The organism is Streptomyces sp. Y1 (assembly GCF_041053115.1).
GTDB classification, from domain to species: Bacteria; Actinomycetota; Actinomycetes; order Streptomycetales; family Streptomycetaceae; genus Kitasatospora; species Kitasatospora rubellomurina.
In genome coordinates, this window is sequence record NZ_CP163445.1 from 7365276 (window position 1) to 7389098 (window position 23823).

Consider the following 23823-nt stretch of genomic DNA (forward strand, 5'->3'; position numbering starts at 1 on the left):
CCCGGCGTCGGCACCGACCGCGCCCGCCACAATAGAACGTGCGCGGCCCACCGGGCGAAGCGCGGGGAGGGGGCGGCCACGCGCGCGCCACCGCCCGGCCCGCCCCACCCCGCGCCCCGCGCCTCGCGCCCGGAGGGTGGACACCGGGCACGGGGTGGGCGAGGATCATCAACGAGTCGACTCAGGGGGAGAGTTCATGAGCATCAGCACCGGGCTCCGGCGCGCCGCCGTGGCGGTCGCCGCGGTCGGGATCACCGTCCTCACGGCCGGGGCCGCGCACGCCGACTGGCCGTCCGGGAACAGCCTGGCGTCGCCGGACCCGGGCAACACCTACGGCGCCTTCACGGCACCGGCCGGTGACCCGGTCACGCCGCAGGTCGGGTCGGCCGGGCGGCGGTAGGCCGGGCGGCGGTAGGCCGTCCGCCGTCACGGGCGGCGGCCGCGGAAGGTGCGGCGCAGGTCGTCGATCCAGGCCCGCGGGTTCTCCCAGGGGATGAAGTGGCCGCCGTGGTCGTGGGCGGTGAGGTTGACGTGGTGGTACCAGTCGGCCCGGTCGCCGGCGAGGAAGCTCCGGACGCGCTGGTCCGTGGTCACGCCCGGGGGGTTCTCGAAGCCGACGAAGGTGATCCCGGTGGGCGCCTCGACGACGGGCCGGCGGTCGTGCGAGGGCCGCCAGGGGTGGCGGTTGATGTTGCTGTAGTAGCGGATCGAGCTGCCGATGGCGTTGGTGGCCCAGTACAGGGTGGCGTGGGTGAGCAGGTCGTCCTTGGTGAACACGCTCTCCACGTCGCCGCCGTGGTCGCTCCACTTGGCCCAGCGGGCGAGCAGCCAGGCGAGCAGGCCGGCGGGCGAGTCGCTGAGCCCGGGGGCGAGGGTGGCGGGTTCGAGCATCTGGGCCGTGACGTGGACGGCGAAGCGCCGGTCGAGCTCGATCGTCCGCTCGCGGACGTCGGCCGGCGCGTCCGCGGGGATCGGGCGGCCCTGGGCGACGTCCCAGGCGCGGTCGCCGTTCAGGAAGTCGAGCCGCTGGCCGGAGCCGATGTGGATGCCGTACAGCGAGTCGGCGTACTTGTGGCCGAGCTGGCCGCAGACCAGCGCGCCGATGTCGCAGCCGCCGGCCGCGTAGCGCCGGTACCCGAGGACGTCGGTCATCAGGGTGTGCCAGAGGTCGGCGACCCGGACGAAGGTGAGGTCGGGTTCGCCGGTCAGCGGGCCGGGGAGGCCGAAGCCGGGCAGGGTGGGCACCAGGACGTCGAAGGCGTCGGCCGGGTCGCCGCCGTGCGCGCCGGGGTCGGCGAGCGGGTCGATCACCTTCGACCAGTGCCAGAACGTCCACGGCCAGCCGTGGCTGAGGATCAGCGGCACCGGGCGCGGGCCGACGCCGGCGCGGCGCAGGAAGTGCACGGGCACGCCGTCGACGGTCACCGTGTAGTGCTCGTAGGCGTTGATCGCGGCCTCGGCGCGGCGCCAGTCGAAGCCCTCGCGCCAGTACGCGAGCAGCTCGGTGAGGTAGCCGCGCGGGACGCCGTACGACCAGTCGTCGGGGTCGCCGAGCGGGGCGCGGGTGCGGGCGAGGCGGTCGCGCAGGTCGTCGAGGACGGCGTCGGGCAGGTGGACCGGGGTGGGGGAGAGCGGGAACGGGTCGGTGGCCAACTCGGGTTCCTTGCCTGGTCGGTGGAGCGACAGGGCGGCGGATCAACCGGCGACGGTCCGCCGCCGACAATCTACTGTCAGTGCCACGAGGTAGCCTCACTGGACCCGAAGGGAGGCAGGACCACGTGACGATCGCACCGCAGCGCTCCGACCGGCCCGCCGGCTGGATCTCCACCGGCCTGAGCTGGCAGGACGGCCGCGCCGTGCTCGGGGCCGTGTCCGGCACCCGGGTGCACGAACGCGCCGTGACGCCCGGCGCCGAGGTCGGCTGGCTGCTGGGCGGCCCGCGCCGCTGCACCGGCGCCTGGCTGGCGGGGGCGACGGAGCGCACGCCCTGCCCGCACCGGGCGGTGATCGACCCGGGCGCCGGCGCCACCCAGTGCCCGGCCTGCCAGAGCGTGGACCGCGGCCTCGCCCTCGCCCGGGACCAGATCCTCGACGACGGCCGCACCTACCTGCTCTACCTCGCCTGGTTCGGCGAGGGCCTGCTCAAGGTCGGCCTGACCGCCGAGCAGCGCGGTGACAGCCGGCTGCTCGAACAGGGCGCGCTGGCCTACGCGTTCACCGCGCGCGGCGCCCTGCCCGCGGTGCGCCGCGCCGAACTCACCGTGGCCGCCTCGGGGATGGCCCGCGAGCGCTTCAAGTCCCGGATCAAGACCGACCACTGGTGGGCGCACGGCGACGCGGCACACCGCCGGGCCGTCCTCACCGAGGCCCGCGGGCGTGCGCACCGCCTCCTCGACGGCCACGCCGTCGAACGGCTCGCGGACCGCCCGGTGGTGGACCACGTGGACCGCTTCGGCCTGGCCGGCGGCGCCCCCGAGGCGTACCAGGAGGTGGCCGGCCTGGCGGACGGCGCGGTCCTGGCGGGGGCACTGCGCCCGCCGGTCGGCCGGCACCTCTTCCTCGACCAGCCGGACGGCTCCGGCCCGCTGCTGCTGGACACCCGGCGCCTCACCGGCTGGACGCTGACGCCCGTCACCGGCCGCCGCAGCGCCGGCCTCACCCTGGAGGAGCGGGTCCGCCCGCCGGAGCCGGACACCCAGGAGGCGCTGTTCTAGACGGGTCTGCTCAGCTCAGCCCAGCTTGCCGCGCACCCCGCCCGGCCCCTTGCGGGCGCGGCGGGACAGCGGCGGCCGGGACGGCCGGACGTCGCCGCGCCCGGCCGGGGCCGGGTCGGCGGTGTCGGCGGCCCGGCGGGCGAGCGCGGCCCGGGCGGCGGCCAGCGCGACCCGGGCGAGCAGCGGGTCCTCCCGGAGCCCGGCCGCGTGCTTGGCGTGCTGGCAGGTGGCGCACCAGAGCGGGGAGGCGGGCCCGTCCGGGTAGGCCATGCCCTCCGGTGGCAGGTAATGTCCACCGCACTCGACGCACTCGAAGACCAGCCTCATCCGACGATCACCGTCCCTGACCCGTGGCACCGACCGCAGGGCGACCAGAACTCGTGGATCCTGGGCGCCATGCTTCCTTCCTCGTCCAGTTCGACCGTTGCCTCGGTCTTCTGGGTCCCCCCGGACCCGCCGCAGCCGGAACAGGACTGAACCTCGGGCATATGCCGTCCCTCCCTAGCGGAGGACCACCGTAGCGCGATTCTCCGTGTCGCAGCACCGCTCTTGACGATCCGCCACCCGTACGGGGAGCGCGAACGGCCACCGCGCGCCCCACCCCCGCACGCTCCCCACGCGCTCCCCGCACGCGCCCTCGCACGCCCGCACGCCTGTACGCTCGCACGCCCGTACGGCGAAGGCCCCCCGCGATGAGCACCAGCGCGAGGGGCCTTCCGTACCGAGGGGGCGTCAGCCGAGCGACGCCCGCAGGAACTGCCGGTTCATCGCGGCGATGCTGGTGAGCGGGATGCCCTTGGGGCAGGCGGTGGCGCACTCGCCGGTGTTGGTGCAGCCGCCGAAGCCCTCGTCGTCCATCGCCGCGACCATGTTCCGCACGCGGGAGGAGCGCTCGGGCGCGCCCTGCGGCAGCACGTTGAGGTGGACGACCTTGGCCGAGGTGAACAGCATCGCGGAGCCGTTCGGGCAGGCCGCCACGCAGGCGCCGCAGCCGATGCACTCGGCGTGCTCGAAGGCGGTGTCGGCCGCCTCCTTGGGGACGGGCGTGGCGTGCGCGTCGGGGGCGCTGCCGGTGGGCGCGGTGATGTAGCCGCCCGAGCCGATGATCCGGTCGAAGGCGGTGCGGTCCACGACCAGGTCCTTGACCACCGGGAAGGCCGAGGCGCGCCACGGCTCGACGTCGATGGTGTCGCCGTCCTTGAAGTGCCGCATGTGCAGCTGGCAGGTGGTGGTGCGCTCGGGGCCGTGCGCCTGGCCGTTGATGACCATGCCGCAGGCGCCGCAGATGCCCTCGCGGCAGTCGTGGTCGAAGGCGACGGGCTGGTCGCCGCGGGTGATCAGCTCCTCGTTGAGGGTGTCGAGCATCTCCAGGAAGGACATGTCCGGGCTGATGCCGCTGACCTGGTAGGTGGTCATCGAGCCGGGGGCGTCCGGGCCCGCCTGGCGCCAGATGCGCAGGGTGAGGTTCATGCGTAGCTCCGCTGGGTGGGGTGGACGTACTCGAAGTCGAGGGCCTCGCGGTGGAGGACGGGCGCGGTGCCGGTGCCGGTGAACTCCCAGGCGGCGGCGTAGCTGAAGTCCTCGTCGCGGCGGGCGGCCTCGCCCTCGGGCGTCTGGCTCTCGGTGCGGAAGTGGCCGCCGCAGGACTCGGCCCGGTGCAGCGCGTCCAGGCACATGAGTTCGGCGAGCTCGAAGTAGTCGACGAGCCGGTTGGCCTTCTCCAGCGACTGGTTGAGCTCCTGGCCGGTGCCGGGCACCTTGATCCGGCGCCAGAACTCCTCGCGCAGCTCGGGGATCCGGGTGAGGGCCTGCTTGAGACCGGCCTCGTCGCGGGCCATGCCGCACTTGTCCCAGAGCAGTTCGCCGAGCTCGCGGTGGAAGGAGTCCGGGGTGCGGTCGCCGTTCACCGCGAGGATCCGCTCGAGGCGGTCGGTGACCTCGGACTCGGCCTCGGTGACCGAGGGGTGGTCGGCGGCCACGGCGGGCAGCGGGTTGCGGGCCAGGTAGTCGTTGAGGGTGGGCGGCAGCACGAAGTAGCCGTCCGCGAGGCCCTGCATGAGCGCGCTGGCGCCGAGCCGGTTGGCGCCGTGGTCGGAGAAGTTGGCCTCGCCGATGGCGAACAGGCCGGGGACGGTGGTCTGCAGGTCGTAGTCGACCCAGAGTCCGCCCATGGTGTAGTGGATCGCCGGGTAGATCCGCATCGGCACCTTGTACGGGTCCTCGGCGGTGATCCGCTCGTACATCTCGAACAGGTTGCCGTACTTGGCCTCGACGGCGTCCCGGCCGAGCCGGCGGATGGCGTCGGCGAAGTCCAGGTACACGCCCTGCCCGCCGGGGCCGACGCCGCGGCCCTCGTCGCAGACGTTCTTGGCGGCCCGGGAGGCGATGTCGCGCGGCACCAGGTTGCCGAAGGAGGGGTAGATCCGCTCCAGGTAGTAGTCCCGCTCGTCCTCGGGGATCGCCGCCGGCGGGCGGGTGTCGCCCTGGGCCTTGGGCACCCAGATCCGGCCGTCGTTGCGCAGCGACTCGCTCATCAGGGTGAGCTTGGACTGGTGGTCGCCGGAGCGCGGGATGCAGGTCGGGTGGATCTGGGTGAAGCACGGGTTGGCGAAGTAGGCGCCGCGCCGGTGGGCCCGCCAGGCCGCGGTGGCGTTGGAGTTCTTGGCGTTGGTGGAGAGGTAGAAGACGTTGCCGTAGCCGCCGCTGGCGAGCACGACGGCGTCCGCCGTGTAGGTGCGGATCTCGCCGGTGACGAGGTCGCGGGCGACGATGCCGCGGGCCCGGCCGTCCACCACGACGAGGTCCAGCATCTCGGTGCGGGCGTGCATCTCCACGTTCCCGGCGGCGATCTGCCGGGACAGCGCCTGGTAGGCGCCGAGCAGCAGCTGCTGGCCCGTCTGGCCGCGGGCGTAGAAGGTGCGGGAGACCTGGACGCCGCCGAAGGAGCGGGTGTCGAGCAGGCCGCCGTACTCGCGGGCGAAGGGCACGCCCTGGGCGACGCACTGGTCGATGATCTCCACCGACACCTGGGCGAGCCGGTGCACGTTGGACTCGCGGGCGCGGAAGTCGCCGCCCTTGACGGTGTCGTAGAACAGCCGGCGGATCGAGTCGCCGTCGTTGCGGTAGTTCTTGGCCGCGTTGATGCCGCCCTGGGCGGCGATCGAGTGGGCCCGGCGCGGGGAGTCCTGGAAGCAGAACTGGACGACGTGGTAGCCCTGTTCGGCGAGGGTGGCGCCGGCGGCGCCGCCGGCCAGGCCGGTGCCGACCACGATCACGGTGTGCTTGCGGCGGTTGGCGGGGTTGACCAGCTTGGCCTGGAACCGGCGCTCGTCCCACCGCTGTTCGATCGCCCCGGCCGGGGCCTTGTCGTCGGCGATCGGCTCGCCCACGGAGTACTCGGGGTAGGTGGTCACTTCACGACTCCGAACATCACGGCCAGGGGGACGGACACGAAGCCGACGCTGAGCAGCAGCGCCAGGCCGTTGGCGGCCAGCTTCAGGAAGAAGTTCAGCCGCGCGTTGTTGGCGCCGAGGGTCTGCGCGGCGCTCCAGAAGCCGTGCCGGATGTGCAGACCGAGGGCCAGCATCGCGAGGATGTAGAACACGCAGCTGTACCAGCGGTCGAACGAGGCGACGATGTTCTGGTACGGGTGCTCGTGCTCGGCGACCGGGTTCACGGTGCCGGTGGTGAGGTCGAGGATGTGCCAGATGACGAACAGGCCCAGGATCACCCCGCCCCAGCGCATCGTGCGGGTCGCGTAGGTGGCCCGCTGGCGCTGGTGCGCGTACTTGGTCGGCCGGGCCGCGATGTCGCGGCGGCTGAGCTGGTACGCGGAGACGCCGTGCGCGACGACGCAGACGGTCAGGCCGGCCCGGAAGATCCACAGCAGCCACTCGTAGCGCAGGAAGGGCATGCCGAGGGTGCGCAGCCAGTGGGCGTAGTGGTTGATCTCCTCGGGCCCGAAGAAGATCTGCAGGTTGCCCAGCATGTGGAAGACCAGGTACAGCAGCATGAGGAGTCCGCTGACGGCCATGACGGCCTTCTTGCCGACGGTCGACCGCCACAGGTTCAAGAGCAGGGACGGAGGGCGGCCCGTCCGCGTCACGGTTGTCATGGCGGCAACCGTAGGGACGCGTTCCAAGCCCTGTCCAAGACATGATCCGGCTCGTGACGATAGCCCCAGCCTATGGAAGGCCTTTACGCTGGGCTTATGCAGCTCCAGCAACTCCGCTACTTCCTGGCCGTGGCCGAAACCTGTCACTTCACCCGGGCCGCTGAGACAGTCCGGGTCGCCCAGCCCTCGCTCTCCCAGCAGGTCCGGGCACTGGAGCGCGAGCTGGGTGCCGAGCTGTTCCACCGCACCCGGGGCAACATCGCGCTGACCGACGCCGGGGCGGCGCTGCTGCCGCTGGCCCGGCGCATCGTGGCGGACACCGAGAGCGCCCGGCTCGCCGTCCAGGAGACGGTGCAGCTGCGCCGCGGCCGGGTGCGGCTCGGCGCGCCGCCGAGCCTGTGCACCAGCCTGGTGCCGGACGTGCTGCGGGTCTTCCGGGACCGCTACCCGGGCGTCGCGCTCGGGGTGCGCGAGGGCGGTTCGCGCGACCTCGTCGAGCTGCTGGCGGCGGGGGAGCTGGACCTCGCGCTGGTGATCACCCCGGCGGGCGGGGAGGGGCCGCCGGACCCGGCCGTCACCGAACTGCTGCACGAGGAGCTGGTGCTGGTCTCGGCCGGGCGCCCGGCCCGGCGCAAGGCGCGGGTGGCGGAGCTGGAGGGGCGGCCGCTGGTGATGTTCCGGGAGGGCTACGACGTCCGCGAGGCCACCCTGGCGGCCTGCCGGGAGGCCGGGTTCGAGCCCGAATTCGCCGTCGAGGGCGGGGAGATGGACGCGGTGCTCGGCTTCGTCCGGGCCGGGCTCGGGCCCGCCGTGGTGCCCGGCATGGTCGCCGCCCGCTCGGGGCTGGCGGTGACGCCCTTCGCCGCGCCGGGCCTGGGCCGCACCATCGCCGTCGCGCACGGGCCCGAACTGCGGCCGACCCGGGCCGCCGAGGCGCTGCGCGACACCCTGCTGGCGCACCTGCGCGACGCGGCCCGGGCGGGTGAACTCCCGCCCGGGACGCGGCTGTTGCTGTGACCAGGGCCTGTCTCCAGGAGGTCAGGCCGGGAGGACCGCCTCGATCGCGGTGAGCACCTCGGCCGCCTCCGGGTCGGTGGCCGGGCGGATCCGGGCGGTGACCGCGCCGTCCGGCGAGACGACGAACTTCTCGAAGTTCCAGGTGACGTCGCCGGCCTGGCCCTCGGCGTCGGCGTGCCGGGTCAGCACCTCGTACAGCGGGTGCCGCTGCTCGCCGTTGACGTCGATCTTCTCGAACAGCGGGAAGGTCACGCCGTAGGTGGTGGAGCAGAAGGTGGCGATCTCCTCGGCGCTGCCCGGCTCCTGCCCGGCGAACTGGTTGCACGGGAAGCCCAGTACGGTGAACCCGCGCCCGGCGTACCGCTCCTGGAGCCGCTCCAGGCCGGCGTACTGCGGGGTGAGGCCGCACTTGGAGGCGACGTTGACGATCAGCAGCGCCTTGCCCTTGTGGTCGGCGAGCGAGGCGGGCTCACCGGCGAGGGTGCGCAGCGGAATGTCGTACAGGCTCACGGTGGTGGTCCTTCCGGCGGGTCGTGGAGCGGGTCGGGTCGGGACGGGCGGGGCCCGGGGCCGTGCCCGGCAACACGGTAGCGGCCCCGGACGGGTCAACCGCGCCGACGCCGCGGCTGTTCCGCGGGCGCGGGGGCGTACGCGAACGGCGTGCGGCACCCCCGCGCCCGGGGTGCTCAGCGAGCGAGCGGGCGCACGGCGGTGGGCGCGTGCTCCGGGAGGGTGGCCAGCTCCTCGAACTCGTTGACCTTGTCGATGTCGGCGGCCGCCATCGAGATGTTGGTGACCCGCTCCAGGATCGCCTCGACCACCACCGGGACGCGGAACTCGGCGGCCAGCTTCTTGGCCTCCTCGAAGGCGGGCAGCAGCTGGTCCGGCTCGGTGACGCGGATCGCCTTGCAGCCCAGGCCCTCGACCACCCGGACGTGGTCGACGCCGTAGACGCCCAGCTCCGGGGCGTTGATGTTCTCGAACTCCAGCTTGACCTGGAAGTCGATGTCGAAGGCGCGCTGCGCCTGCCGGATCAGGCCCAGGTAGGAGTTGTTCACCAGCACGTGGACGTACGGGATCCGGTGCTGGGCGCCGACCGCCAGCTCCTCGATCATGAACTGGAAGTCGTAGTCGCCGGAGAGCGCGACGACCTGCCCCTGCGGGTCGGCGCTGGCGACGCCGAGCGCGGCCGGGATGGTCCAGCCGAGCGGGCCGGCCTGGCCGCAGTTGATCCAGTGCCGCGGCTTGTAGACGTGCAGCAGCTGCGCGCCGGCGATCTGGGACAGGCCGATGGTGGTGACGTACCGGGTCTCCGGGCCGAAGGCGCGGTTCATCTCCTCGTAGACGCGCTGCGGCTTGAGCGGCACGTCGTCGAAGTGGGTGCGGCGCTGCAGCCGGGCCTTGCGCTCCTGGGCGGAGGCGGCCCAGGCGGTGCGGTCCTTGAGGGCGCCGGCCTCCTTCAGCTCCTGGGCGACCCGGACGAAGAGCTCCAGCGCGGCCTTGGCGTCGGAGGCGATGCCGAGGGCGGGCGCGAAGATCCGCCCGATCTGGGTGGGCTCGACGTCGACGTGGACGAAGGTCCGGCCGGCGGTGTAGACGTCCAGGCCGCCGGTGTGCCGGTTGGCCCAGCGGTTGCCGATGCCGAGGACGAAGTCGGAGGCGAGGAAGGTCTCGTTGCCGTAGCGGTGCGAGGTCTGCAGGCCGACCATGCCCGCGTTGAGCTCGTGGTCGTCGGGGACGACGCCCCAGCCCATCAGGGTCGGCACGACGGGCACGCCGGTCAGCTCGGCGAACTCCAGCAGCAGCGCGGAGGCGTCGGCGTTGATGACGCCGCCGCCGGCGACGATCAGCGGGCGCTCGGACTCCTGGAGCAGCGCGATCGCCTTCTCGATCTGCACCCGGTTGGCGGTCGGCCGGTGGACCGGCAGCGGCTGGTAGGCCTCGGGGTCGAAGTCGATCTCGGTCAGCTGCACGTCGATCGGCAGGTCGATCAGGACGGGGCCGGGGCGGCCGGAGCGCATCAGGTGGAAGGCCTGCTGGAACACGCCGGGCACCTGCGCGGCCTCCAGCACGGTGGTCGCCTTCTTGGTGACCGGCGCGGCGATCGAGGCGATGTCGACGGCCTGGAAGTCCTCCTTGTGCAGCCGGGCGACGGGCGCCTGGCCGGTGATGCACAGGATCGGGATCGAGTCGGCGATGGCCGAGTACAGGCCGGTGATCATGTCGGTGCCGGCCGGGCCCGAGGTGCCGATGCAGACGCCGATGTTCCCGGCGGCGGCCCGGGTGTAGCCCTCGGCCATGTGCGAGGCGCCCTCGACGTGCCGGGCCAGCGTGTGCCGGATCCCGCCGGACGCCTTGAGCGCGGCGTAGAAGGGGTTGATGGCCGCGCCCGGCACGCCGAAGGCGGCCTCGACGCCTTCGAGCTTGAGGATCTCCACGGCCGCGCGGGCGGCTGTCATTCGGGGCATCGGGTCTCTCCTGCGTCGGCCCGCAGTGGGTCGGAGGGCTCATCTCCAGAATTCCACCATACGGAAGAACGGTTTCTGTATGTGGAAGGAACGTACGGCGGGCCGGGCGGGCCGTCAAGGGGACTTCAACAGAATGTGGAACCTCGGCCCGGTGCTCGGGGGCGGGCGCTCGGGATGGTCTCTTGACCTTCCGGTTCGTACGGGCGCTCGCCGTTCGCGCGCGTGTACCCGGGGAACCCGCCGCTCCGCCCTCGAAAGCGCGTCCGGTGTGGAGCGCGGGTGAAGGCCCGGTGCCGGAGGTCGGCCCACCCCGCGCGCCCGGGTACCGTCGGTGCCACGCCGGGCCCGTGACGTCCAACTGAGGCCGCGGCAGGGGGGTTTGAGGCCGTCCGGGAAGTGGGGGAGCTTCCGGGGGCGGCCCCGTCCAGGACCAGCGCGCCCGGTCCGCCGCACCCGAGCGAGGGACGCACCCCCTGACCGCACCGACCCGACACCCGCCGCCGCCCTCCGGTCCAGCCGGACGCGCGGGCGTACCGTTGTCGCCCGCCGCGGTCAACACCACTCTCCTCGGCCTGCAACGGCGTGCCCGCGGTCGCGGGTGCGCGGAAAGAAGCACCCCATGCGCTGTCCCCCTGCCCTGCCGGCGGTGACCGGGTGAACCCGTACCCCCGCCGTCGCAAGAGCCCGCCGGGCCACCCCCGCACGAGCACCCCGAAGGGCCGCCGCCGGCCCCCGCTCGCCGCGCTGCGTGCCGTCCCGTGGCGCCACGACCTGCCCGCCTCGCTGGTGGTGTTCCTGGTCGCCCTCCCGCTGTGCGTCGGCGTGGCCGTCGCCTCCGGCGTCCCGGCCGAACTCGGCCTGGTCACCGGCATCGTCGGCGGCCTGGTCGTCGGCCTGCTGCCCGGCAGCACCCTGCAGGTCAGCGGCCCCGCCGCCGGACTGACCGTGCTGGTCGCCGACGCCGTCCAGCGCTTCGGCGCCGGCGCCCTCGGCCTGCTGGTGCTCGGCACCGGCCTGCTCCAACTGGCCATGGGGGCCTTACGCCTCGGCCGCTGGTTCCGCGCCATCTCCACCTCGGTGGTGCACGGCATGCTGGCCGGCATCGGCCTGACCCTGCTGACCGGCCAGCTCTACGCGCTCGCCGACCGCCGTGCCCCCGCCACCGGCCCGGACAAGCTCGCCCGGCTGCCCGCCCTGCTCGGCGACACCCTCACCGGCGCCGCCCACCCGAGCGCCGTCCTGCTGGGCGTCGGGACCCTGGCGGTGCTGATCGGCTGGAAGCACCTGCCGCAGCGCCTCGCCACGGCCGTCCCCGCGCCGCTGGCCGCGGTCGGACTGGCCGCCGCCGTCACCGCCGCCGCCGACCTGCCGGTGGCCCGGGTCCGGGTCGCCGGACTGCTCGATGTCGTCCACCTGCCCGAACGGGACTCGCTCGGCGCCCTGGCCGGCACCGCCGGGCTCGGCACCGTCGTCGCCTTCACCCTGATCGCCTCCGCCGAGACGCTGTTCAGCGCCGCCGCCGTCGACCGGATGCACCACGGCCCGCGCACCGACTACGACCGCGAACTGACGGCCCAGGGGCTCGGCAACACCGTCTGCGGGCTGCTCGGCGCGCTGCCGATGACCGCGGTGATCGTGCGCAGCGCCGCCAACGTCCAGGCCGGCGCCCGCAGCAGGGCCTCCCGCTTCCTGCACGGCCTGTGGCTGCTGCTGTTCACCGCGCTGCTGCCCGGCGCGCTCGGGCTCGTCCCGCTCTGCGCGCTGGCCGCCGTACTCGTGCACGCCGGCGCCAAGCTCGTCCCGGTGCGCCGGATCGTCGCGCTGTGCCGGGAGCACCGCAGCGAGGCGGCGGTGCTGGTGGTGACGGCCGTGGCGATCATCGCCACCGACCTGTTCGAGGGGGTGCTGATCGGCATCGGCCTGGCGGTGGTCACCTCCGCCTGGCAGACCTCCACCCTGCAGATCGCCGTCGAGGAGGTGGTGCTGACGACCGGGCAGCCGCTGCACCGCGTCCGGCTCAGCGGCAACGCCACCTTCCTGCGGCTGCCCCGACTGCTCGACACCCTGGAGCGGCTGCCCGCCGACCGGCCGGTCGAGCTCGACTGGTCCGGCCTGCGCCACCTCGACCACGCCTGCACGGTGGCGCTCACCTCCTGGGCGGCCCAGCACCGGGCCCGCTCCACCGCCCCGCTGGCCGTCGAACCGCCGCTGCCGACGATCGCCTGAGCCGGCCCGCCCGTCACCGACGGCATGGCCCGCGACTGAGGTGCGGACTCCCCTGCGGAGGGGCGGACGCGGCCGGTCGAGCACCGGCCGAGCGTCAGGACCTCAGCAGTCCGCCCACCCACCAGTCGTGCGGCCTGCCGTCGTTGGCGATGCTGCGATTGCGCAGCGTCCCCTCGACGGTGAAGCCGAGTCTCTCGGCGACGGCACGCGAGCCGGTGTTCCCGGCCATGGCCCACCACTCGATGCGATGCACGTCGAGGGTGGCCCAGCCCCAGTCGCACAGGGCCCGGGCGGCCTCCACCGAGTACCCGCGTCCGCGCTGCTCCTTGACCGCCCAGTAGCCGAGCTCCCAGACTCCACGGCTGATCAGGGTCAGGCAGTACGAGCCGACCAGGGCGCCGGTGTCCTTGCGGAACGCGCCGAAGGTGTAGTCCCGGTCCTCGGCCCACTGGGCGGGCAGCTTCTCGCCGACGAGCTGCTCCGCGTCCGCACGCCGGTACGGCACCGGCACCGGGGTGTAGAGCTGGATGTCCTCGTCCTGGCACGCTTCGTACACCGCGTCCACGTCCGCAGGTGCGAAGGGCCGCAGCACCAGGCGGTCGGTCTCGAACGTCACCGGATCCATGCCGGCAGTATGACCACCACCCATGTGCGGCGACCAGTGAATATCCGGACCGGGCGCCGGGATCGGGCGCCGGCCGGGCACCGTGCTCCGGGCCGGTCGACGGTCGTCACGACCCGGCTGGCCCGAGCCGGAGCCGCACCCGCCGTCGACGGCGGACCGCGCCGTAGCCTGGTCGCGGCCGGGGTGACCCGGGCCGCGACCAGTGCCGTCGACACAAGGAGCAGAGCCGTGATCGCAGCATTCTCGGTGACCCCGCTGGGCATCGGCGAGGACGTGGGGGAGGCGGTGGCCGCCGCCGTCCGGGTGGTCCGGGCGAGCGGGCTGCCGAACCGCACGGACGCCATGTTCACCAGCATCGAGGGCGAGTGGGACGAGGTGATGCCGGTGATCCGGGCGGCGATCGAGGCGGTGAAGGCGTACAGCGGCCGGGTGAGCACGGTCATCAAGATCGACGACCGGGCGGGGGTGACCGACGGCCTGACCGCGAAGGTGGCCACCGTCGAGCGGCACCTCGCGGAGGGTTGAGCACCGGGCTGAGTGACCGATCGATCTTGACCGATCGGTCTCGAAAGGCTTAGCGTTCCCTCATGGCGCGAACGAAGGAATTCGACCCGGACGCGGCGCTGCAGGCGGCACTCGAGCTGTTCTGGCGCCGCGGCTACGAGGCCACCTCGATGGCCGACCTGGTCGAGGAGCTCGGGATCGCCCGCGCGAGCATCTACGCCACCTTCGGCAGCAAGCACGAGCTCTACCTGCGCGCGTTGGAGCGGTACGCCGAGCAGACCGACCCGGTGCTGCTGGCCGAACTGTCCCAGCCCGGGCCGGTGCTGCCGGCGGTGCGGGCGATGGTGCGCCGGTACGCGACGTCCTCCACCGAGGACGGGCGGGAGCGCGGCTGCTTCGTCACCAACACGGCCGTCGAGCTCGCCCCGCACGACCCCTCGGCGGCCCGCCGGGTGGACGCCAGCCTCGGCCACCTGGAGACGGCGCTGACCGCCGCGCTGGTGCGGGCCGGGGCGCAGGGGGAGCTGCCCGCCGGGCGGGAACCCCGGGCGCTGGCCCGGATGCTGATGGTGCTGATGCAGGGCATGCGGGTGATGGGGAAGACCGCGGACGGCGCCGCGCGGGTGCGGGACGCGGCCGAGCAGGCGCTGGTGCTGCTCGACTGATCCGTGCGGGGGGCCGGGTACGTTCGCGGTTTTCTGCTGTCCCGATACTGGATCGAACGGTCGTTTAAATGAGAGGGGGGTTCCATGGGCACAACCACGAGCGCGACTGCGACTACGACTGCGACTGCGACCACGCCCGGCCGGCCGGGCTTCGCGCTGCTGGGCGGCGTGCAGGCCGCGCTGATCTTCACCATCATGATCCTCTCCGTGCCGCTGCCCCTGGTGGCCCGGGAGTTCGGGCTCGGCCCGTCCGGCGTGCTGCTGCTGAACGCCGCCTACGGGCTCTCCTTCAGCGCGCTGCTGCTGCTCGGCGGCCGGCTCACCGACCGGTACGGCGGGCGCCGGACGCTGCGCGCCGGCCTGGCCCTGCTCGCCGCCGCCTCGATCGCCTGCGCCCTCGCGCCCGGCTTCGCCGTCCTGCTGGCGGGCCGCTTCGCCGAGGGTGTCGGCGCGGCCCTGACCGCCCCGGCGGCCGTCGCGGTGGTCCGCGAGCTGCGTTCCGAACCCGCCGCCTACCGGCGGGCGATGGCCACCTGGGGCGGCCTCTCGGTGCTCGGCGCGACGGCCGGCAGCCTGGCCTCCGGCGCGGTCGCCGCCGTCGCCTCCTGGCGCTGGCTGTTCGCCGTGCCCGTCCTGGTCGCGCTCACCGGGCTGCTGCGCTCCGGCGTGCTGCCGCCCGCCGCACCCGCCGGCCGCCGCCCCGCCCTGGACCTGCGCGGCGCCGCGCTCGCCACCGCCGGTGTCTGCGCGGCCAGTTACGGCCTGGTCGGCTCCACCGAGCACGGCTGGCGCACCCCCGCGACGCTCGCCCCGCTGGCCGCCGGGCTCGTCCTGCTGCTCGCCTTCGCCGCCGCCGAACGGCACACCCCCGACCCGCTGCTGCCGCCCGGCTTCCTCGCCGACCGGCGCCGCGCCACCGCGCTCGCCGCCGTCATGGCGACCGCCGCCGGCACCGGGCTCACCTTCGTGCTGCTCGCGCTCTACCTCCAGCAGGTGCGCGGCTGGGGCCTGCTGGCCACCTCCGGCGCCTTCCTGCCGTACGCGGCCGTCCTGCTGCTCGCCGGCCGTCTCGCCGGGCCGCTGACCGCGCGGTACGGCCCGGCCGCGGTGACCGCCGGCGGCCTCGCCCTCGCGGCGGCCGGACTCGGCCTGCTGGCCCGGCTCACCCCCGGCAGCGGGTACGCCGCCGACCTGCTGCCCGGACTGCTCCTGCTGCCCGCCGGAGCCGCGGCCGCCTTCGCCGGCGCGGCCGTCCTCGCCACCGGCGGCGTGCCGCCCGAGCGGACCGGCCTCGCCGCGGGCGTCCTCAACACCGCCATGGAGCTCGGGCCCACCGCGGGCCTGGCAGCCCTGATGGCGCTCGCCGCGACCCGCCCGACCGTCGTCGGCGGCTACGCCGCGGCCTTCGCGGCGGCCGCCGCCGGGCTGGCGCTCACCGCCCTCGCGGTCGCCGCCCTGCCCCGAACCACCACGACCACCACGACCACCACCACTACGACCACGACCACCAGCACGACACCTGAACGCATCGACCGCATCAAGGAGTTCACCTCATGACCACGCGTTTCGCCGACAGCTCCGTCCTGGTCACCGGCGGCGGCAGCGGCATCGGCCGGGCCATCGCCCTGGCCTTCGCCGCCGAGGGCGCCCGGGTCGCCGTGGCCGGCCGCAGCGCCGGGCCGCTCGCCGAGACCGTCGAGCTGATCGAGCGGGCCGGCGGCAAGGCCGTCGCGCTGACCGGCGACGTGACGGACAGCCGGGACGCCGCCCGCCTCGTCCGCGAGACCGTCGAGCAGTTCGGCGCCCTGGACGTCGCCGTCAACAACGCCGGGGTGTTCGCCGCCCCCGGCCCGATCGCCGACATCGACGAGGCCGAGTGGCAGCGGCTGTTCGACACCAACGTGACCGGCACCCTGTTCGCGATGAAGCACCAGATCGGCCACATGCGGGCCAACGGCGGCGGCGCGATCGTCAACGTCTCGTCCAACCTCGGCGTCCACCGGCGGATGGAGGGCGCCGGCGCGTACGTCACCAGCAAGGCCGCCGTCACCGCGCTGACCCGCTCCGCCGCGCGCGACCACATCGCCGACGGCGTGCGGATCAACCTGGTCAGCCCCGGCCCGGTGGCCACCGACATGTCCACCCGGGCGGGGGAGAGCGAGGCCGAGAAGGCCGAGCGGATGAAGGCCGAGGTCCCGGTCGGCCGGGCCGGAGCGGTGGCGGAGATCGCGGCCGCGGTGCTCTACCTCGCCTCGCCGGAGGCCGGCTACACGGTCGGTGCCGACCTGGTGCTGGACGGCGGCGTCACCGCCTGACCGCAGCCCGCCGCACCTCGAACACGGCTCAACACCCCCGCGTCACAGGGGTGTTGAGCCGTTCCGCGTTCCCCGGAGCGCCCCCGCGCCCGCCGCGCAGGCGCAGCCGTCGCGGCCGCGGCCCGTCCGCGCACGACCGGCCGAATCTGACGCGAACGCGTAATCCCGCTGACACCCGCTGCTCATCGTGGGGTTTCCGCGCCGTCGTTCGGGCAAGACACGGTTTCGGCCGGAACCGACATACGAAAGGCGGACGCGCAACCCATGCCGACCGCACCGCACGCCGCGGCCCCCCGGGGCCGCACCCCGTCACCACGTCAGCGAGAGCGGCGCTGGGGCGAACACGGGCTCGCCTGGGCCTTCCTGCTGCCCTCCCTGGTGGTCTTCGCCCTCTTCATCGGCTACCCGCTGGGCCGGACCCTCTACCTGAGCGCGCACGCCAACGACCTGTTCGGCGCGCCCTCGAAGTACGTGGGGCTGAAGCACTACACCGACCTGCTCAGCTCGGCCGACTTCGCCGACACCCTCCTCACCACGGCGCTGTTCACGCTGCTCACCGTGGTCCCCGGGGTGCTGGGCGCGCTCGTGCTGGTGCTGCTCCTGGAGAACCGGATCCGGGGCGTGCGGCTGCTGCGCTCCGCCTTCGCGCTGCCGTTCGCCTTCTCGGTGGCGAGCGCGTCGGTGGTCTTCGCGGTCTTCTACAACCCCGCCAGCGGCGTCCTCAACGGCCTGCTCTCGCAGGTCGGCCTCGGCCCGATCGGCTGGCTGACGGACTCCCGGTACGCGCTGGTCTCGGTCGCCGCCACCACGGTGTGGATGAACCTCGGCTACAACGTGCTGGTGCTCTCCGCCGGCATCGGCTCGATCCCCACCGAGATCGTCGAGGCGGCCCGGCTGGACGGCGCCTCGGGCCTGCGCCTGGCCCGCTCGATCACCGTGCCGATGCTCGGCCCGAACCTGTTCTTCCTCACCGTGGTCTCCACCGTCCACTCACTGCAGAGTTTCGGCCAGATCCACATCCTCACCAAGGGCGGGCCGGACAGCTCCACCAAGACGCTCGTCTACTCCGTCTACGAGAAGGCCTTCGCGTACGGCTCCAGCGACTTCGGCCGGGCCAGCGCCCAGGCCGTGGTGCTGCTCCTGGTCGTCCTCGCCTGCACGGCCGTCCAGTTCGGCGTCCTGGAGCGGAAGGTGCACTACGCGTGAGTCTGACTACCACCGAGGCCCCCGAGCAGGCCGGGCCCGGGCCCGTCCGCCCGCGCCCGTTCGCCGGCCGCTCCCCACGCGACCTGCTCGGCCGCGCCGTCGTCTACCTGCTGCTCGCCGTCGCCGTGCTCACCGTGGTCTTCCCGGTGTACTACGCGATCGCCGGCGCCTTCATGGGGCCGTCCGAACTCTCCAGCTACCCGCCCGCGCTGGTGCCGCACTCGCTCACCGGCCGGAACTTCACCGGGGCGGTCGACGCGATCCCGCTGGTGCGCCAGTACGCCAACTCGGCGCTGGTGGCGACGGTCATCACGCTCGCCCAGCTGGTCACCTCGATCCTCGCCGCGTACGCCTTCGTCTTCCTGCCGATGAAGGCGCGGGCCGTGGTGTTCGGGGTGTTCCTGGCCACGCTGATGGTCCCGTGGGAGGCCATCATCATCCCCAACTACCTGACGCTGTCGGACTGGGGCTTCGGCAACACCTACTTCGGCCTGGTGCTGCCCTTCCTCGCCAGCGGCTTCGGCACCTTCATGCTGCGCCAGTCCTTCCGGCAGCTGCCCGGCGAACTGCGCGACGCCGCGCGGATCGACGGCGCCGGCCACTGGCGCTTCCTGTGGCGGGTGGTCGTGCCGCTCAACAAGCCGGCCCTCGCGGCGCTGTCGATCTACGTGTTCCTGTCCGCCTGGAACCAGTACTTCTGGCCGCTGATCATCACCCGCACGGCGGAGATGCGGACCCTGCAGATCGGTCTGACCTCGCTGCGCGACTCCGAGATGGCCGACCCCGGCCTGATCCTGGCCGGCGCCGTCCTGTCGCTGCTGCCCACGCTCGCCCTGGTGGTCTTCGGCCAGCGCTTCATCGTCCGCGGCCTCACCGCGGGCGCCGTCCGGTGACCGGGCAGCCCGTCGTCCCTTCTCGCCTGTCGTCCCTTCCCGCCAGTCGTCCCCTCCCGTCCAGTCGTCCCTTTCCCTCCAGTAGAGAGAGAACCCCCGTGAAGAAGAGTGCCCGCGCGCTCGCGGCCCTGCTGGTGGCCGGCCTGTCCCTGACCGCCGTCACCGCCTGCAGCTCCTCCGGCTCCGACTCGGGCTCCGGCGCCGCCGACGGCGCCCCCGGCGCGCAGGCGCTGGACCAGGCCTCGGGCGTCACCACCGTCGAGTTCTGGCACTCGATGACCGGCAAGAACGCCGACGTGCTGAACGGCCTGGTCAGCCAGTTCAACGCGGCCCACCAGGGCAAGATCGAGGTCAAGGCGCAGTTCCAGGGCAAGTACGACGAACTGGTCACCAAGTACAAGGCCGCGGTGCAGCAGAAGGGCACCCCCGCCCTGGTGCAGGTCTACGACATCGGCACCCGGTTCATGATCGACTCCCAGCAGACCGTTCCCGCGCAGGCCTTCGCCGACAAGGACGGCTACTCGCTGGACGACCTCGACGCCAACATCCGCAACTACTACTCGGCCGGCGGCAAGCTCGTCTCGATGCCGTTCAACTCCTCGATGCCGCTGCTCTACCTGAACGACGACGCGTTCAAGGAGGCCGGCCTCGACCCGGCGCAGGCGCCCAAGGACCTGGCCGGGCTGGGCGAGCTGGCGAAGAAGCTGACCAAGAAGGACGCCGACGGCAAGACCGTCCGGTACGGCTTCGGTGCCGCGATCTACGGCTGGTTCGTGGAGCAGCTGCTCGCCGAGTCCGGCACCATGTACTGCGACAACGACAACGGCCGCACCAGCAAGGCGGGCAAGGTCGTCTTCGACTCCGACAAGGGCGCCGAGATCGTCCAGTGGTGGGCCGACCTGGTCAAGGGCGGGTACGCCGCCAACACCGGCCGCAACACCGACGACGCCCAGGCCGCCTTCAAGGCCGGCACCGTCGCGATGCACCTGGAGTCCACCGGCGTGCTGCGCGGCTACAAGGAGGCCGCCAAGTTCGAGGTCGGCACCGCCGCGTTCCCGAAGACCTCCGCCGCCGACCAGGGCGGCCCGGTGATCGGCGGCGCCTCGCTGTGGATCAGCGGCCCCGGCCACTCGGACGCCGAGAAGCGCGCCGCCTGGGAGTTCGAGAAGTTCGTCACCTCGCCCGAGCAGCAGGCCGCCTGGCACACCGGCACCGGCTACTTCCCGGTCAACAAGAAGTCCCTGGACGACCCCAAGGACAAGGAGTGGGTGGCCAAGTACCCGCAGTTCCAGACGGCCATCGACCAGCTCAAGGCCACCAAGCCCACCCCGGCCACGGCCGGCTGCCTGCTCGGCGTCATGCCGCAGGCCCGCAAGGGCGTGGAGACCGCCATCGAGCAGACCATCGCCGGCACCAAGCCCGCGAAGCAGGCGCTGGCCGACGCGGCCAAGGAGATCCAGCCCGCGATCGAGAGCTACAACAGCTCCGTGGGGTGACCGCTCCCGGCCCGTGAACAGTGACGGCCCGCCCGGCACGCAGCAGCGTGCCGGGCGGGCCGTCGTCGGTCGGGCGGAGCAGGCTCCGTCACGCCGACAGCGCCTCGCCGCCGGCGTCCTCGGGCAGGGCGCAGGCCGCCGCCAGCTCGTCCAGCGAGAGGTCGAGCGCGAAGGCCAGCGCGGCGATCGTGAAGAACGAGGGCGTCGGCGCCCGGCCGGTCTCGATCTTGCGCAGCGTCTCCGCCGACACCCCGGCCACCGCCGCGATCTCGACCATGCTGCGCTCGCCACGCGCCTCGCGCAGCAGCGCCCCGAAGCGCTCGCCGCGCTCGCGCTCCCACGGGGAAAGCGGAGTCCTCACCATGGCGAGGAGTCTACGGCCATCGACGCCCGGCGGGCGGGGCGGTCCGTGGCCGGGGTCGGTGCCCAGGGTCAGTGCCCGGGGTCAGTGCTCCGCGGGCCAGGAGGGGAGGTCCTTGATCGGGCCGCCGGGCCGGGCGGTGTTCACGGCCAGGCAGAGGGTGACGATGGAGGAGCGGCGCTCCTCGGTGTACGAGCCGAAGACCTCGTCCGGCTCGGAGTCGCACGGGTGCTTGTCGTGCTCGTCGTGGACGACCTTGGTGACCTTGAAGTCCGCGTTGGGCTTCGTGCAGTCGACGAGCTCCATCTTCGGCTTGGTCCCGTTGCCGAGGTCGTGCACGCAGTCGCCGGCCTGGGCGGCCGCCGGTTCGGACTTCTCGGCGAAGCCGGCGACGGTCAGGGCGCCGGCGACCAGCACGACGAACAGGGCCGGGCCCCATGCGCGACGGCCGAAGCGGCGCAGCCGGGAGGGCTGGGCCGGGGTGGGGAGTGCGGGGTGCTCGGGCTGCTGGGCGGCGGGCTGGGTCGCGTCGGCGGAGTCGAGCGGCGGGGTGGTCACGGCAGGTCCTTGAAATTCAGATCATCAGAGTGTGCGGCCGAACACTAGCGGATCCCGGGCCGTCAGGCGTCACGAATTCCCTGGTGAGCGGCCTGCGGCCGCGCCGTGCGGCGTCCCCGCCGAGCGCCCGGCCCGCCGCCGGTGACGTCCGTTCACCATCGACCGTGATACAAATACCGGTATAAGAATTGGATCCAGGGGAGGGGCCGTCATGGTCGAACTCAAGTCGGACACCGCACTCGCCGCGATGCGCGAAGCCGGACGGGTGGTGGCCCGGGCACTGGCCGCCGTCCAGGAGACGGCCGACGTCGGCGTCAGCCTGCTGGAGCTGGACGAGGCGGCGCGCGCCGTCCTCCGGGCCGCCGGGGCCACCTCGCCGTTCCTCGGCTACCGCCCGTCCTTCGCGCCCGTCCCCTTCCCGGCCGTCATCTGCGCCTCCGTCAACGACGCCGTCGTCCACGGCATCCCGGACGGCTACCGGCTGCGCGACGGCGACCTGGTCAGCATCGACTGCGGCGCCGTCCTCGACGGCTGGGCCGGCGACGCCGCCGTCAGCTTCACCGTGGGCACCGCCCGCCCCGAGGACACCGCCCTGATCGCGGACGCCCGCCGCGCCCTGGAGGCCGGCATCGCCGCCGCCGTCGTCGGCAACCGCACCGGCGACATCGCCCACGCCATCGGCGCCGTCGCCAGGGCCGGCGGCTACGGCCTGCCCGAGGACTTCGGCGGCCACGGCATCGGCCGCCGCATGCACGAGGACCCGCACGTGCCCAACGAGGGCCGCCCCGGCCGGGGTTACCCGCTGCGCGCCGGCCTGGTGCTCGCCATCGAGCCGATGCTCACCCGCGGCGGCCGCGACGACCACCGCACCGACCCGGACGGCTGGACGCTGCGCACCACAGACGGCAGCCGCGCCGCCCACGTCGAGCACACCGTCGCGATCACCGAGGACGGCCCGCGCATCCTCACCCTGCTCTGACGGCCTGTCGGTCCGCTTGAGCGGCCGGCCGGGGGCGAGCCGGAGGCGAGTCGGGGGGAAACCCCCACCCCCGCTCGACCGGCTGTCCGGATGGGCCCAAGTCACCAGCCCCAGCAGACTCTTGGGCATGTCGATTCCCCAGCGCACCCTCACCGCCGCAGCCGCGGCCGTCCTCGCCGCCACCGTCCTCGGCACCCTGACCGCCGCCCCCGCCTCCGCCGCCGACCAGCGGCACGGCCGCCACGACGGCCTCGCCTGGACGGACTGTCCGAGCAAGCCGGGCCCGCCGCACGACCCGGCCCAGCGCTGCGCCGCCCTCGCCGTCCCGCTGGACTACCAGGACCCGGACGGCGAGCAGCTCACCCTCACCGTCTCCCGGATCGCCACCGCCAAGCCGGGCCTGCGCCAGGGCGTGCTGCTGATCGTCCCCGGCGGCCCCGGCGAGGACGGCCTCGACCGCCCGAGCCGGGCCCTCCAGCAACTGCCGCAGGAGGTGAAGGACCGCTTCGACCTGGTCGGCTTCGACCCGCGCGGCGTCGGCGCCTCCACCCCGGTCAGCTGCGGCCTGGACCACGACGACCTGGCGCCGGTCAGGCTCCGCCCCTGGCCCGCCCCGGACGGCTCGATCGACGGGAACCTCGCCCTCGCCCACCGCTTCGCCGACGCCTGCGCCCGCAACGGCGGCCCGGTGCTGCGCAGCATCTCCACCGCGAACGAGGCCCGCGACATCGACCGCGTCCGCCGCGCTCTCGGCGAGCGCCGGATCTCCGCCTGGGGCACCTCGTACGGGTCGTACGCGGGCGCCGTCTACGCCACGATGTTCGCCCGGAACACCGACCGGATCGTGCTGGACAGCAACGACGACCCGGACCCGTCGAAGGTCGGCCGCAACTGGCTGGCCGCGTACGGGCAGGGCGTCGAGGACCGCTTCCCGGACTTCGCCCGGTGGGCCGCGGCGCCCGGCAACCCGGACCGGGTCGCGGACACCCCCGAGGAGGTCCGCCCGCTCTTCCTCGACCTCGCCGCCCGCCTCGACCGCGCGCCGCTGCCCTGGCCCGGCGCCGACCCGGCCGAGCTGAACGGCAACGTGCTGCGCGGCGCCATGCTGCAGAGCCTGTACGCGGACGCGCGCTTCCCCGACCTCGCCCGCCTGATGCTGGCCGGTCTGGGCCGCCGCCCGCTGCCCGCGTCGGACGTGATGCCCCCGCAGGCCGAGCCGGTGGCGCAGAACCACATCGCCGCCTCCGCCGCCACCCTGTGCAACGACGTGTCCTGGCCGGCCGATCCGGCGGCCTACGCGAAGGACGTCGCCGCCGACCGCGCCGCCCGCCCGCTCACCGCGGGCATGCCGGTCAACGTGATGCCCTGCGCCTTCTGGCCGTTCGCCCCCGCCGAGCCGCCGGTGCGGGTGACCGACCGCGGCCCCGCCAACGTGCTGCTGGCGCAGAACCTGCGCGACGTGGCCACGCCGTACACCGGCGCGCGCAAGTTGGCGGCGGCGTTCGGCGAGCGCGCCCGGATGGTCACCGTGGACTCCGGCGGCCACGACGTGTACCGGGCCAACGGGAACGCCTGCGGCGACGCGGTGGTGACGGACTTCCTGGTCACCGGCCGCCGGCCGGCCGAGGACGTGGCCTGCCCGGCCGGCTGACCCGGCCGGCCGACCCGCGGGGGAGGGGCAA

At 73.7% G+C, this 23823-nt stretch carries 23 protein-coding genes; 13 read left to right on the forward strand and 10 right to left on the reverse strand.

Going from position 1 to position 23823, the window contains the following annotated elements; translation table 11 throughout:
- The first annotated feature begins 196 nt into the window (after positions 1 to 196).
- Positions 197 to 400, forward strand: coding sequence for a hypothetical protein (locus AB2U05_RS31845; protein ID WP_369185049.1), 204 nt, complete (start codon positions 197 to 199; stop codon positions 398 to 400).
- Positions 401 to 426: 26 nt separating this feature from the next.
- On the opposite strand, the gene AB2U05_RS31850 is transcribed toward AB2U05_RS31845, so the two are convergent.
- On the reverse strand, positions 427 to 1653 hold the full coding sequence (locus AB2U05_RS31850; protein ID WP_045703136.1) for an epoxide hydrolase family protein: 1227 nt from the start codon (positions 1651 to 1653) through the stop codon (positions 427 to 429).
- Between the two features lie 125 nt (positions 1654 to 1778).
- On the opposite strand from AB2U05_RS31850, the gene AB2U05_RS31855 reads away from it, so the two are divergent.
- Complete coding sequence (locus AB2U05_RS31855) at positions 1779 to 2714, forward strand: DUF2797 domain-containing protein (protein ID WP_369185050.1); 936 nt, start codon at positions 1779 to 1781, stop codon at positions 2712 to 2714.
- A 15-nt stretch (positions 2715 to 2729) separates the two neighbouring features.
- On the opposite strand, the gene AB2U05_RS31860 is transcribed toward AB2U05_RS31855, so the two are convergent.
- The 4 genes from AB2U05_RS31860 to AB2U05_RS31875 all read right to left on the reverse strand — a co-directional run bounded on the left by AB2U05_RS31860 (position 2730) and on the right by AB2U05_RS31875 (position 6828).
- Entirely contained in the window at positions 2730 to 3041 is a 312-nt protein-coding gene (locus AB2U05_RS31860; protein WP_157882248.1) for a hypothetical protein, read from the reverse strand.
- A gap of 405 nt (positions 3042 to 3446) precedes the next feature.
- Positions 3447 to 4184, reverse strand: coding sequence for a succinate dehydrogenase/fumarate reductase iron-sulfur subunit (locus AB2U05_RS31865; protein WP_045703132.1), 738 nt, complete (start codon positions 4182 to 4184; stop codon positions 3447 to 3449).
- Positions 4181 to 6127, reverse strand: coding sequence for a fumarate reductase/succinate dehydrogenase flavoprotein subunit (locus tag AB2U05_RS31870; protein WP_045703130.1), 1947 nt, complete (start codon positions 6125 to 6127; stop codon positions 4181 to 4183). The genes AB2U05_RS31865 and AB2U05_RS31870 overlap by 4 nt, the downstream gene beginning before the upstream one ends.
- Positions 6124 to 6828, reverse strand: coding sequence for a succinate dehydrogenase cytochrome b subunit (locus AB2U05_RS31875; RefSeq protein ID WP_045703128.1), 705 nt, complete (start codon positions 6826 to 6828; stop codon positions 6124 to 6126). The genes AB2U05_RS31870 and AB2U05_RS31875 overlap by 4 nt, the downstream gene beginning before the upstream one ends.
- Before the next feature lie 96 nt (positions 6829 to 6924).
- On the opposite strand from AB2U05_RS31875, the gene AB2U05_RS31880 reads away from it, so the two are divergent.
- Complete coding sequence (locus AB2U05_RS31880; protein WP_369185051.1) at positions 6925 to 7845, forward strand: LysR family transcriptional regulator; 921 nt, start codon at positions 6925 to 6927, stop codon at positions 7843 to 7845.
- A gap of 21 nt (positions 7846 to 7866) precedes the next feature.
- On the opposite strand, the gene AB2U05_RS31885 is transcribed toward AB2U05_RS31880, so the two are convergent.
- Positions 7867 to 8355 (reverse strand): glutathione peroxidase, encoded by a 489-nt coding sequence (locus AB2U05_RS31885; protein WP_045703124.1) that lies wholly within the window; start codon positions 8353 to 8355, stop codon positions 7867 to 7869.
- Positions 8356 to 8531: 176 nt separating this feature from the next.
- Positions 8532 to 10313: a glyoxylate carboligase gene (gene gcl / locus AB2U05_RS31890; RefSeq protein WP_369185052.1), complete on the reverse strand. Its 1782-nt coding sequence runs from the start codon at positions 10311 to 10313 to the stop codon at positions 8532 to 8534.
- Positions 10314 to 11057: 744 nt separating this feature from the next.
- Between gcl and AB2U05_RS31895 the strand changes: the two genes are divergently transcribed.
- Positions 11058 to 12539, forward strand: coding sequence for a SulP family inorganic anion transporter (locus AB2U05_RS31895; RefSeq protein WP_369186024.1), 1482 nt, complete (start codon positions 11058 to 11060; stop codon positions 12537 to 12539).
- Positions 12540 to 12633: 94 nt separating this feature from the next.
- Here the strand turns inward: AB2U05_RS31895 and AB2U05_RS31900 are convergent, their stop codons facing one another.
- Positions 12634 to 13164 carry a GNAT family N-acetyltransferase gene (locus tag AB2U05_RS31900; RefSeq protein WP_369185053.1) on the reverse strand — a complete coding sequence of 177 codons (531 nt, stop codon included), beginning with the start codon at positions 13162 to 13164 and terminating at the stop codon, positions 12634 to 12636.
- 228 nt (positions 13165 to 13392) lie between these two features.
- Between AB2U05_RS31900 and AB2U05_RS31905 the strand changes: the two genes are divergently transcribed.
- The 7 genes from AB2U05_RS31905 to AB2U05_RS31935 all read left to right on the forward strand — a co-directional run bounded on the left by AB2U05_RS31905 (position 13393) and on the right by AB2U05_RS31935 (position 20243).
- On the forward strand, positions 13393 to 13689 hold the full coding sequence (locus AB2U05_RS31905; RefSeq protein ID WP_045703119.1) for an MTH1187 family thiamine-binding protein: 297 nt from the start codon (positions 13393 to 13395) through the stop codon (positions 13687 to 13689).
- A gap of 62 nt (positions 13690 to 13751) precedes the next feature.
- The gene (locus AB2U05_RS31910; protein ID WP_045703117.1) at positions 13752 to 14333 is read left to right on the forward strand and encodes a TetR/AcrR family transcriptional regulator; all 582 of its coding nucleotides are present in this window, start codon (positions 13752 to 13754) and stop codon (positions 14331 to 14333) included.
- Between the two features lie 84 nt (positions 14334 to 14417).
- A complete protein-coding gene (locus AB2U05_RS31915; protein WP_369185054.1) occupies positions 14418 to 15890 on the forward strand; it encodes an MFS transporter in 1473 nt (490 codons plus the stop codon).
- Entirely contained in the window at positions 15887 to 16648 is a 762-nt protein-coding gene (locus AB2U05_RS31920; RefSeq protein ID WP_045710991.1) for an SDR family NAD(P)-dependent oxidoreductase, read from the forward strand. The genes AB2U05_RS31915 and AB2U05_RS31920 overlap by 4 nt, the downstream gene beginning before the upstream one ends.
- Positions 16649 to 16912: 264 nt before the next feature.
- Entirely contained in the window at positions 16913 to 17854 is a 942-nt protein-coding gene (locus AB2U05_RS31925) for a carbohydrate ABC transporter permease (RefSeq protein WP_045710992.1), read from the forward strand.
- A complete protein-coding gene (locus AB2U05_RS31930) occupies positions 17851 to 18747 on the forward strand; it encodes a carbohydrate ABC transporter permease (protein WP_369185055.1) in 897 nt (298 codons plus the stop codon). The genes AB2U05_RS31925 and AB2U05_RS31930 overlap by 4 nt, the downstream gene beginning before the upstream one ends.
- A gap of 98 nt (positions 18748 to 18845) precedes the next feature.
- Positions 18846 to 20243, forward strand: a complete 1398-nt coding sequence (locus AB2U05_RS31935) for an ABC transporter substrate-binding protein (RefSeq protein WP_045703111.1) — start codon at positions 18846 to 18848, stop codon at positions 20241 to 20243.
- A gap of 88 nt (positions 20244 to 20331) precedes the next feature.
- Here AB2U05_RS31935 and AB2U05_RS31940 read toward each other — a convergent pair whose 3' ends face one another.
- Both AB2U05_RS31940 and AB2U05_RS31945 read right to left on the reverse strand, forming a co-directional pair.
- The gene (locus AB2U05_RS31940; protein ID WP_045703109.1) at positions 20332 to 20607 is read right to left on the reverse strand and encodes a helix-turn-helix domain-containing protein; all 276 of its coding nucleotides are present in this window, start codon (positions 20605 to 20607) and stop codon (positions 20332 to 20334) included.
- 81 nt (positions 20608 to 20688) lie between these two features.
- On the reverse strand, positions 20689 to 21162 hold the full coding sequence (locus tag AB2U05_RS31945; protein ID WP_052706742.1) for a hypothetical protein: 474 nt from the start codon (positions 21160 to 21162) through the stop codon (positions 20689 to 20691).
- Positions 21163 to 21373: 211 nt separating this feature from the next.
- Between AB2U05_RS31945 and map the strand changes: the two genes are divergently transcribed.
- The gene (map, locus tag AB2U05_RS31950) at positions 21374 to 22141 is read left to right on the forward strand and encodes a type I methionyl aminopeptidase (protein ID WP_369185056.1); all 768 of its coding nucleotides are present in this window, start codon (positions 21374 to 21376) and stop codon (positions 22139 to 22141) included.
- A gap of 127 nt (positions 22142 to 22268) precedes the next feature.
- Positions 22269 to 23792 (forward strand): alpha/beta hydrolase, encoded by a 1524-nt coding sequence (locus AB2U05_RS31955; protein WP_369185057.1) that lies wholly within the window; start codon positions 22269 to 22271, stop codon positions 23790 to 23792.
- Positions 23793 to 23823: the final 31 nt, after the last annotated feature.